Origin of the sequence: Saccharothrix hoggarensis, assembly GCF_042678885.1 — a bacterium.
Lineage (GTDB): Bacteria > Actinomycetota > Actinomycetes > Mycobacteriales > Pseudonocardiaceae > Actinosynnema > Actinosynnema hoggarensis.
Map to the genome: position 1 here is coordinate 1 of NZ_JBHTLK010000260.1, position 9,110 is coordinate 9,110.

General features: G+C 71.4%; 13 protein-coding genes. 3 read left to right on the forward strand and 10 right to left on the reverse strand.

Going from position 1 to position 9,110, the window contains the following annotated elements:
- From ACFQ3T_RS31275 to ACFQ3T_RS31290, 4 genes are all read right to left on the reverse strand, one after another.
- On the reverse strand, window positions 1-784 hold a 784-nt coding region (locus tag ACFQ3T_RS31275), incomplete at its 3' end, for a TIGR04222 domain-containing membrane protein (protein ID WP_380728818.1).
- 273 nt (window positions 785-1,057) lie between these two features.
- Window positions 1,058-1,495: a peptide-methionine (R)-S-oxide reductase MsrB gene (gene msrB / locus ACFQ3T_RS31280; protein ID WP_380728820.1), complete on the reverse strand. Its 438-nt coding sequence runs from the start codon at window positions 1,493-1,495 to the stop codon at window positions 1,058-1,060.
- Window positions 1,496-1,525: 30 nt separating this feature from the next.
- Window positions 1,526-1,840, reverse strand: coding sequence for a hypothetical protein (locus tag ACFQ3T_RS31285; RefSeq protein ID WP_380728822.1), 315 nt, complete (start codon window positions 1,838-1,840; stop codon window positions 1,526-1,528).
- Window positions 1,841-1,901: 61 nt separating this feature from the next.
- On the reverse strand, window positions 1,902-2,846 hold the full coding sequence (locus ACFQ3T_RS31290; RefSeq protein ID WP_380728842.1) for an asparaginase: 945 nt from the start codon (window positions 2,844-2,846) through the stop codon (window positions 1,902-1,904).
- Window positions 2,847-2,921: 75 nt separating this feature from the next.
- Here ACFQ3T_RS31290 and ACFQ3T_RS31295 point away from each other — a divergent pair, with 75 nt between their 5' ends.
- Window positions 2,922-3,566, forward strand: coding sequence for a GntR family transcriptional regulator (locus ACFQ3T_RS31295; protein WP_380728824.1), 645 nt, complete (start codon window positions 2,922-2,924; stop codon window positions 3,564-3,566).
- Here the strand turns inward: ACFQ3T_RS31295 and ACFQ3T_RS31300 are convergent.
- Window positions 3,550-3,768, reverse strand: a complete 219-nt coding sequence (locus tag ACFQ3T_RS31300) for a DUF397 domain-containing protein (RefSeq protein WP_380728826.1) — start codon at window positions 3,766-3,768, stop codon at window positions 3,550-3,552. The genes ACFQ3T_RS31295 and ACFQ3T_RS31300 overlap by 17 nt on opposite strands.
- On the reverse strand, window positions 3,765-4,646 hold the full coding sequence (locus ACFQ3T_RS31305; protein ID WP_380728827.1) for a helix-turn-helix domain-containing protein: 882 nt from the start codon (window positions 4,644-4,646) through the stop codon (window positions 3,765-3,767). Before ACFQ3T_RS31305 ends, ACFQ3T_RS31300 begins: the two co-directional genes overlap by 4 nt.
- A gap of 183 nt (window positions 4,647-4,829) precedes the next feature.
- Here ACFQ3T_RS31305 and ACFQ3T_RS31310 point away from each other — a divergent pair, with 183 nt between their 5' ends.
- Window positions 4,830-5,108 carry a hypothetical protein gene (locus ACFQ3T_RS31310; RefSeq protein ID WP_380728830.1) on the forward strand — a complete coding sequence of 93 codons (279 nt, stop codon included), beginning with the start codon at window positions 4,830-4,832 and terminating at the stop codon, window positions 5,106-5,108.
- Between the two features lie 76 nt (window positions 5,109-5,184).
- On the opposite strand, the gene ACFQ3T_RS31315 is transcribed toward ACFQ3T_RS31310, so the two are convergent.
- Both ACFQ3T_RS31315 and ACFQ3T_RS31320 read right to left on the reverse strand, forming a co-directional pair.
- The gene (locus tag ACFQ3T_RS31315; RefSeq protein ID WP_380728832.1) at window positions 5,185-6,354 is read right to left on the reverse strand and encodes an acyl-CoA dehydrogenase family protein; all 1,170 of its coding nucleotides are present in this window, start codon (window positions 6,352-6,354) and stop codon (window positions 5,185-5,187) included.
- A gap of 19 nt (window positions 6,355-6,373) precedes the next feature.
- Window positions 6,374-7,525 (reverse strand): acyl-CoA dehydrogenase family protein, encoded by a 1,152-nt coding sequence (locus tag ACFQ3T_RS31320; protein WP_380728834.1) that lies wholly within the window; start codon window positions 7,523-7,525, stop codon window positions 6,374-6,376.
- Window positions 7,526-7,601: 76 nt separating this feature from the next.
- Here ACFQ3T_RS31320 and ACFQ3T_RS31325 point away from each other — a divergent pair, with 76 nt between their 5' ends.
- Window positions 7,602-8,216 (forward strand): TetR/AcrR family transcriptional regulator, encoded by a 615-nt coding sequence (locus tag ACFQ3T_RS31325; RefSeq protein ID WP_380728836.1) that lies wholly within the window; start codon window positions 7,602-7,604, stop codon window positions 8,214-8,216.
- Here ACFQ3T_RS31325 and ACFQ3T_RS31330 read toward each other — a convergent pair.
- Window positions 8,185-8,913, reverse strand: coding sequence for an ESX secretion-associated protein EspG (locus ACFQ3T_RS31330; protein ID WP_380728838.1), 729 nt, complete (start codon window positions 8,911-8,913; stop codon window positions 8,185-8,187). The two genes, ACFQ3T_RS31325 and ACFQ3T_RS31330, sit on opposite strands and share 32 nt — an antisense overlap.
- Window positions 8,914-8,919: 6 nt before the next feature.
- A partial coding sequence (locus ACFQ3T_RS31335; protein ID WP_380728840.1) for a hypothetical protein occupies window positions 8,920-9,110 on the reverse strand: 191 nt, incomplete at its 5' end.

Consider the following 9,110-nt stretch of genomic DNA (forward strand, 5'->3'; position numbering starts at 1 on the left):
CGCACCCCGCGGTGCCCGCGACGCCGTACGACCCCGCCACGTGCCGGCCGCCGTGCGCCCGGCTGTGCTTGACCGGCCGCGCGGCGGCGCGCAGCACGACGTCCGGGTGCGCGCTGAACCCGGTGAGAGCGACCAGCTCGGCCTCGTTCGCCGAACTGGTCGCTCCCCACCCCCCGGTGTTCTCGCCTGCGCGAGCCTTCGCCACCGCGTCACGGCCCTTCGCGGTGCGCGTCAACGGGTTGCCCTTCACCAGCAGCGCCACCAGCACGCCCGTCAGCACGAGCTGGAGCGTCAGCCACCCCACGGGCGCGCCGATCGCGAGCCCGTTCACCCAGCGCGCCACCCCGACGACGAACAGCAGCACCATCGGCACGACGGCCTTGCGCAGCCGGGACTTCACCGCCTCCGGCGCGACCAGGTAGTCCAGTTCGGACAGTCGACGACCGACCGCGCGCGGCTCGTCCTGCTCGGCCACCGAGGTGATCAGCAGCGTCAACGTCCGGTAGCGGTACCGCGCCACGTCGGTGAGCACGGCCTGGTCGACCGGGTGGTCGGCGACCGGCGATCCGACGAGGCGCACGGCCCCGTTGCGGGCCGGGGCCAACGCGCCGGACGTGATGAGACCGGCCACGGAAGCCTCGACCACCCGTCGTGGCCCGCCGGTCAGGTAAGCGATGTCCAACACGCCGAGCGGGCCTGCGGGGACGCCTCCCCGCGCACCCCGCAGGCTCACTCGGCCGAGGATCGCGACGGCCAGCGCCAACGCCAGCCCGATCCAGTACAACTCCAGGAACTCAGGGCCTGAAAGCCCCCACGGTCGCTCCACGGTCCACCCCCTGTGGGCCTCGGTGGAACCAGGTCCACCAGCTCAGGAGGCAATCGTGTGCGCCAGGCCACACCCCAGCAAGAGCCCTTTAGCAAGCCTTAGGGTTGCGACCCAGGTGATGTCAGGACGACGACGCGCCGTCCACGCCGCCGGAGCCCTCGCCGTCGGTGCCCTTGAAGATGCGCATGATTCCTCCTGGTGTCGATACCGTCATCATTCGGAGTAGCGCCCTCAGTCTGCTGGACCGTCAGGGCTTTCGACCAGACGCAAGCTGATCGAGTTGATGCAGTACCGCTGGTCCGTGGGCGTGTCGTAGCCCTCGCCCTCGAAGACGTGCCCGAGGTGGCTGTGGCACGCGGCGCACAGCACCTCCGTGCGCACCATCCCGAGGGTGCGGTCCTCGCGAAGGATCACGGTGTCCGCGGCCAGCGGCGAGAAGAACGACGGCCAACCGCAGTGCGAGTCGAACTTCGTCTCGCTGCGGAACAGCTCGGCCCCGCACGCGCGGCAGGTGTAGACGCCCTCGGTCTTGGTCTCCGTGTACTCGCCGACCCACGCGGGCTCGGTGCCCGCGTCGCGCAGCACCGCGTACTCCTTGGGGGTCAGGATCTCCCGCCACTCCAGCTCGGAGTGGACCACCTTCGGGGTGGCGCCGACGACAGGTTCCATACCTCCACGTTAGACGAACCCGCCGGTGCGTCAGTCGAAGAAGACGGCCACCAGGTCGCCGAGGTAGTACCAGATGCTGATGACCGCGCCGAGCAGGATCAGGCTCACCACGACGACCGCGAGCAGCCGGCGGAGGCCGCCCGCGCGGTTGGCCGAGTCGGCGAACTGCTCGACGCCCGCCAGCGAGCCCTCGATCGTGAAGCCGGGCGGCTGGCGCTGCATCCGGTGGAGGTGCTCGGCGAACGCCCGCGTCTCGGGGTCGTCGGGGTCGAGGCCGATCAGCTCGTCGTCGAGGTCGCCCCGGGGGCGCTCGTCCGGTGCGTCTGCGGCTCTGGCGCTGGCCATGACCCCAGCGTAGTGGTCGCTTCAACCCGGTGGGCGGCACGACGTGCCGGAGTCCGCCCGGTCAGACCACCAGCGCCGGCGACGGCCTGACCGCGCCCACCACGCGGCCGTGACCGAGCACCGGGAACGTGGCCAGCTCGTCCGGCGCGTCCACGCCGAGCCGGCGCAGCGCGGCCACCAGGACCACGGCCCGCGCCCGGCTGGAACCGTCCGCGATCTTGCACGCCACGGCCTCGCCGGTCGGCAGGCCGATCGCGTAGACGCCCTCCGCGCCGTCCTTGGCCACCGCGCCGGGGATCGCCCGCATCAGCTTCGTGACGTCGCGGTTCGTGCCGCCGACCCACTCGGGGTGGCGGTTCATCGCGTCGGCGATCCGCCGCTCGGGGCCGGCGGTGGCACGTGCCAGCGCGCCGAAAGCCCTGGCCAGGCCCGCGAGGCTGATGCCGAGCAGCGGCGCGCCGCAGCCGTCCACGCCCTCCGCGCCGATGCGCTCGCCGGCCAGGTCCTCCAGCGTCGCGCGGATGGCGCGCTGGAGGGGGTGGGCCGGGTCGAGGTAGTCGTGCGTCGACCAGCCGTTGACGACGCACGTCGCGAGCATGGCGGCGTGCTTGCCGGAGCAGTTCATGTAGATCGGGGCCTTGGACCGCCCCGCCGCGAGGTGGGCTTTGAGGGAGTCCTCGCCGATCGGCAGGTCGGGCGTGCACTGGAGGTCGGCCTCGGTGAGGCCGTGCGCGTCGAGGACGCGGCGCACGCCGTCGACGTGGAAGTCCTCGCCGGAGTGGCTGGCGCAGGCCAGGGCGAGCAGTTCGCCGCTCAGGTCGAGGCCCTGGCGGAGCATCGCCAGCGCCTGCACGGGCTTGTTGGACGAGCGGGGGTAGGTGGTGTCGTGCGGGCGGCCGACGGCGAGAACCTCGCGGCCCGTCGCGTCGAGGGCGATCACCGAACCGTGGTGCACGGACTCCAGGAACTCTCCCCGCCAGACCTCGGCGACCAGTTCGTGCGCCATCCGCTTCTCCACTCCGCTGCGCTGCCAACTGTCGACAGTTAACATGGCAGCATCGCCGCGCGCTAGGAGACGTTCGTGACACCTCCCCTGCACATGAGCTTGGCCGGTCAGGCAGTGGACGTGGTCCGCGAGCTGGTCCTGACCGGCGAGATCGCGCCCGGCGCGCGGGTGAACGAGGTGGAGCTGGCCCAACGGCTCGGCATCTCGCGCGGGCCGCTGCGGGAGGCGATCCGGCACCTGGTGTCCGAGGGGCTGCTCGTGCTCGCGCCGCACCGGGGCGCGTTCGTGCCCACGGCCGACGCCGCCGACGTGCAGGCGCTCTTCGAGCTGCGGACGGCGCTGGAGTGCGCGGCGGCCGAGCTCGCGGCGTCACGGCGGTCGGAGGGCGACGTCGTGCGGCTGCGCGCCGTGTGCGAGGAGTCGCGGCGGGCGTACTCGGCGGGGGAGCGGTTCCCGTACCGGCTGGACCTGGCGTTCCACCAGGCGTTGCTGGACGCCGCGCGGAGCCCGCGGATCGCCGAGCAGGTGCGCCTGGTCCAGCAGCGGGTCGTGCTGCTGCGCAGCGGCCTGCAGGACGACCCGCCGCACCAGCACGCGTCCTTGGACGACCACGACGCCCTGGTCGCCGCCATCGCGGCCGGCGACCCGTCCCGCGCGTCCGAGGTGATGCGCAAGCACCTGGTGCGCGTGTGCGCCCAGATGCTCACCAGCCTCGGCTGACCGCCTGCGCCCGACCGTCTTCGAGGCCCGCGAGGAACCTCCGCCACTCCGCGACCGCGAAGGACAGCGTCGGCCCCGTCGGGTGCTTGGAGTCACGCGCGGCGACGCGCTCGCCCACCGGAGCAACCTCCACGCAGGACTCGCCGCTTCCGCTGAAGGTGCTCTTGCGCCAGGCCGCGCCCGACAGATCCCTGTGCTTCACAGTCGCCCGAACCTCCCTTTTTCCGGACCGGCGGCGATCCCGGCGATCAACGCCGCCGAGTCGTCCGGGCTCTTGGCCACTGCCACCAAGTGGTCGAAGGCAGCCCTGAAGCGCTTGATGTCGGCGTCCGACTCCAAAAATATCTCACCCGCCTGGCTGTCGACGTAGATCAGGTCGGTGTCCAGCGGGTCCGGGAAGTCCATGACGACGAACTGGCCGGGCATCCCGGGATGAGCCCCCGAGCTGAACGGGATGACCTGGATGGTGATGTTCGGCGCCTTGGCCGCGTCGAGCAGGTGGCGGAGCTGGCTCCTCATGACGTCGGCTCCTCCGACCTGGCGGTGCAACGACGCTTCCTCGATGACCGCCCAGAGCTTCAGCGGCTTCTTCTTCGTCAGGACAGCCTGTCGCTCCATGCGAGTGCGGACGAAGTCCTCGACCTGGTCGTCGGTCTCGTCGTGCAGGACCCCGCGGATTACGGCGCGGGCGTAATCCTCGGTCTGGAGCAGGCCGGGGACGAACAACCCGGAGTAGTGGCGGAGGCCGTACGCCTCCTTCTCGAAGTTGATGTACGCCGTGTACCCCTCGGGGAGGTCTTCGTGCCAGGGCTGCATCCAGCCTTCACCGGCCGACTGCTTGTACAGCGCCTTCAAGCGTTCCTGCTCGTCACTCGGGACGCCGTAGAGCTTCATCAGCGCCGCCAGGGTCCGGTACTGCGGCCGGTTCCGGGCGGTCTCGATGCGGTAGAGCGTGGTCGCGTTGATGCCGGTCCGCTCCTCGACGTCCTCGCGGCGCAGGCCGGTCCCGTCGCGGAGCCGTCGCAACTGGCCCGCCAACCTGCGCAGCCGGATGGTCGGCGTGCCCTTCTTCGTGGCCACGGTGTTCAGTCGTCCCTTCCCGAGACGGCGCCGTCCTGCACGGCAAATGCAAGGTGGCGATCTGCATATCTTGCATTTCGTGGTCAGGCGGGGGCAGTCTCACAGCCGATCCAGTAACGGGTTGTGGACGCAGGGTAACCGCTACCACCGTGACCCGATCGAGAGCACCGGAAGGACGAACGGGTGAACGACGTTTTCACGGCCCTGGCGCGCGAAGTGGCGTTGGAGGAAGCGCCGCGGCTGTTCGCGATCGTGGAGGAGTACGGCGAGGCGGAGGACGCGCGGGTCGCCGGCTACGGCCTGGCGTTCGAGGACCGCGCGGAGGCCAACTCGGTGGAGGGAGGCTTCCACCTGGTGTCCGAGAGCGCCGACAGCGCGCGGACGCTGTTCGAGATCACGTCCCGGTCGACGGGACGACGGCGGGTGCACCTGGTCTGGCTGGACGACGCGGCGCCGGCGTAGTGGCCGCGCAGGTGGTCGGGGTGCGACCACCTGCGCCCAACGTCGCCGGGGGAGCCGTCGGCCGGGCGTGCCGCCGTCAGCCGAGCGTGCCGGTCACCTTCGCGTGGCCCTTCAACAGGTTCCGCGCGATGGTGCGGCGCTGGATCTCGTCCGTGCCCTCGTAGATGCGCAGCAGCCGCAGTTCCCGGTACCAGCGCTCGATCGGCAGCTCGCGCGTGTAGCCCATGCCGCCGTGGATCTGGAGGACGCGGTCCACGATCTCGTTGGCCTTGATGCCGCCGTAGAGCTTCGCCATCGACTGCGCCTGCCGCGAGTCTGCCTTCTGGTCGACCAGCCACGCGGCGTGCAGCACGAGCCACCGCAACGCCTCGATCTCCACCGCCGAGTCCGCGATCATCCACTGGATGGCCTGGTACTCGGCGATCGGCTGACCGAACGTGACCCGGTTCTTGGCCTGCTCGATGGCCATCTCGACCAACCGCTCGCACGCGCCCAGCGCCCGCGCCGGCAGCAGGTAGCGGCCCTGGCCGATCCACTGCATGGCCAGGGTGAAGCCCTTGCCGACCTCGCCGAGGACGTTCTCCTCGGGCACCCGCACGTTGTCGAAGACCAGCGCCGCCGGACCCCACTCGCCCATGGTCGGGATCGGCTCGGACTTCCAGCCCATCTCCCGGTCCACCAGGAAGCACGTGACGCCGCCGTCCGCGCCCTTCTCGCGGTCGGTCACCGCGAACACCATCACGAAGTCCGCCTCGTTGCCCTGGGTGATGAACGTCTTCTCGCCGTTGATCACCCACTCGCCGCCCTCCTTGCGGGCGGAGGTGCGGATGGCCTTCGCGTCCGAGCCCGCGCCCGGCTCGGTGATCGCGAAGCACGACACGCGCTCACCGGAGATCGTGGGCAGCAGGTAGCGCTGCTTCTGCTCCTCGTTGCCGTGGAACAGGATGTTGTCCGCGTAGCCGCCGAAGCGGAACGGGACGAACGTGCGGCCGAGCTCCGCCTCCACGAGCGCGGTCATCAGCGCGCCCAGGCCCATGCCGCCGTACTCCTGCGGCGTGAGCACGCCGAAGAAGCCCGCCGCCTTGGCCTTGTCCTGGAGTTCCTTCAGCTCGTCACGCGTCAGGCCGGGCTGGCCCTGGCGTTCCCGGCGCAGCACCTCCGGCTCCAGCGGCGCGACCTCCTTGCGCACGAAGGTCCGCACCCAGTCGCGGATCTCCTTCTGCTCCTCGTCGAGCGTGAAGTCCATGACGTCCTCCCTCTACCGTCTACGCGAACGCGTTGATGCCGGTCAGCGCCCGGCCGATGAGCAACTTCTGGATCTGGCTGGTGCCCTCGTAGAGGGTCGTGACGCGGGTGTCGCGCAGGTACTTCCCGACGGGGTACTCGTCGACGTACCCGTAGCCGCCGAAGACCTGGATGGCGTTGTTCGCGACCCGCACGGCGGCCTCGCTGGCGTACAGCTTGGCCATCGACGCCTCGGTGCCGAACGGCTCGTCGCGGTCGGCGAGGTCCGCGCACCGCCACGTGAGCAGCCGTGCCGCGTCGGTCTCCACGGCCATGTCGGCCAGGAGTTCCTGCACCAGTTGGAAACCGGCGATGGGCTTGCCGAACTGCTGACGTTCCTTGGCGTACTCGACGCTGGCCTCCAGCGCGCCCCGCGCGGCGCCCACGCAGCCGGCGGCGACGGACATCCGGCCCCGGTCGAGCGCGGCCATCGCGAGCTTGAAGCCCGCGCCCTCGTCTCCGATCCGGTTCGCGTCCGGCACGCGGATCCCGTCGAGGGCGAGTTCGGCGGTGGCCTGGCCGCGCATGCCGAGCTTGCCGTGGATCTCGGTGGCGGTGAAGCCGGGGGAGGCGGTCGGCACGAGGAACGCCGTGATGCCCTTCGGGCCGGGGCCGCCGGTGCGGGCGAACACCAGCGCCACGTCGGCCCACGTCCCGTTGGTGATGAACACCTTGCGGCCGGTGATCAGCCAGTCGTCGCCGTCGCGGACGGCCTTGGTGGCCAGGGACGCGGCGTCCGACCCGGTGCCGGGCTCGGTGAGGCCGAAGCAGCCGAGTCGCCGCCCCGAGCACAGGCCCGGCAGCCACTCGGCCTTCTGCTCGTCGGTCCCGTGCTTGAAGATGGTCTTGCCGACCAGGCCGAGCGAGACGGAGATGATGCCGCGGACGGCCGAGTCACCGCGCGCGACCTCCTCCAGCACCAGGCAGTACGCCAGGTTGTCGCCGCCCGAGCCGCCGTGCTCCTCGGGGATGCCCAGGCCGAGGAAGCCCACGTCGCCGAGCGCGGGCACGAGGTCGCGGTCGATGGCCTCGTCCCGGTCCCAGCGCGCCGCGTGGGGGACGATCCGCTCCTCGGTGAACCTGTGTGCCAGCTCCTTGAGCTGCCGGTGTTCGTCGGAGATGCGCAAGTCCACCGGGGTGACCTCCTAACCGAACGGTGTTAGGTTATCTAACCTATGCGCGGAACCCACCACAGGCAAGGGGACGGACATGCCGAGGAACCCGATCCTGAGTGCCTCGCGCATCCGGGCGGCCGCACTCCACATCATCGACCGTGACGGCCTCGACGGCTTGTCCATGCGCAAACTGGCCTCTGAGCTGGGCGTTCAGGCCGCGTCGCTGTACGGGCACGTGAGCACGAAGGACGACCTGCTGCACGACGTGGCCGCCGGAATCCTCGAACGGGTCGACGTGTCCGGGTTCGAGGGCGGCGACTGGCGGCACGGCCTGCTCAGCTGCGCCCGCTCCTACCGGGCCGCGCTCGCGGAGCACCCCAACATCGTGCCGTTCCTGGCGTACGGGCCGGCGCACCGCGAGGCGTCGCTGCGCCGGCTCGACGTCGTGCACGGCGGGCTCGTCGCCGCCGGGTGGTCGCGGCGCGAGGCGACCATGATCGCCGCGTCGCTGATGTACCTCGTGTTCGGCGCCGCGCTGAGCTCGTTCTCCAGCGGGTTCACCGAGGACCAGTCGTTCTACCGGGACCGGTACCCGAACCTCGACAAGGCCCACCTGCTGCCGTCCGTGGCGCGGGAGCTCGACCACGACAGCTTCGAGCTGGCGCTGAACGCGTTCGTCACCGGCCTGGCGGCGCGAGTGCCTGGCTGAGCCTGCGCACCAGCCCGGTGTGGTCGGCCGGCGCGACCGTGAGCCACTCCGTGCCCATGCTCGCGTACCGGCCGCGCGGGGTGTCGATCCACGTCACCGCGGGCGGCGGCGGGTGGCCGTCCACGCGGGGCGTGAAGTGGCCGGTGCCCGTGATCGGGCCGGCCAGCATGTCCTTCAGCGCCCGCACGTCGTCGCTGCCGCCGCCCCGGACCGTCTGCCGGATGCCGTTCCCGCCCTGGTCCTCGATCGCGGACGCGGGGACGGTGATCGGCCTGCCCGGACCCGGCGGCCGGGGCGGCAGCACGCTCACCGCCGCGCCCGCGAGGCTCACGTCGCGCAGCAGGTCCAGCCGCACGCCGTCCGCCTGCTGCACCGCCAGCACCGCGTAACGCCCGCGTGCGACGGCGAGCGCGCGCAGCAGGTCGTCGGAGGCGGCGTCGGGCAGGCCCATGACGGTGATCGACGTGTCCGGGCGGGCGAGGAGGCGCAACGCGTCCTCCAGCTCCGGCTCCGGCCTGCCCCGGCGGGCCAGGCCCCGGCGTTCGAGGGAGGCGTGCGCGTCGGCGCGGACCTGGGCGCGGTCGTCCACCGTCATGCCGTGGTGGTCGACCTGCAACGGGTACGGCACCGCGCCGACGCGGAGGACCTCCCACAGCACGTCGAACTCGGGGAGGGAGAGTGTCGCGATGGTGCTCATCCGCCCTTATTCGCCGATGGTGGGTGGGGCGACGAGCCGGTTGTCGTCGAAGTAGTCGTCGGTCGGGATCAGGTACTTCGCCTTGTGCTCCTGGTCCTCGCCGCCCTGGCCGCCCTGCCCGCCGGCGCCCATGCCCGCCGGGGCTCCGGCCGCCGCGCCCCGTGCGTTGCCCTGTCCCGGTCCGCCCTGCGGCATCG

Bases quoted from the DNA above. Each gene is read 5' to 3' on its own strand.
- ACFQ3T_RS31325 (WP_380728836.1), top strand. From the start codon at position 7,602: ATGCCGAGGAACCCGATCCTGAGTGCCTCGCGCATCCGGGCGGCCGCA.
- ACFQ3T_RS31285 (WP_380728822.1), bottom strand. From the start codon at position 1,840: ATGGCCAGCGCCAGAGCCGCAGACGCACCGGACGAGCGCCCCCGGGGC.
- msrB (WP_380728820.1), bottom strand. From the start codon at position 1,495: ATGGAACCTGTCGTCGGCGCCACCCCGAAGGTGGTCCACTCCGAGCTG.
- ACFQ3T_RS31330 (WP_380728838.1), bottom strand. From the start codon at position 8,913: ATGAGCACCATCGCGACACTCTCCCTCCCCGAGTTCGACGTGCTGTGG.
- ACFQ3T_RS31290 (WP_380728842.1), bottom strand. From the start codon at position 2,846: ATGGCGCACGAACTGGTCGCCGAGGTCTGGCGGGGAGAGTTCCTGGAG.
- ACFQ3T_RS31315 (WP_380728832.1), bottom strand. From the start codon at position 6,354: ATGGACTTCACGCTCGACGAGGAGCAGAAGGAGATCCGCGACTGGGTG.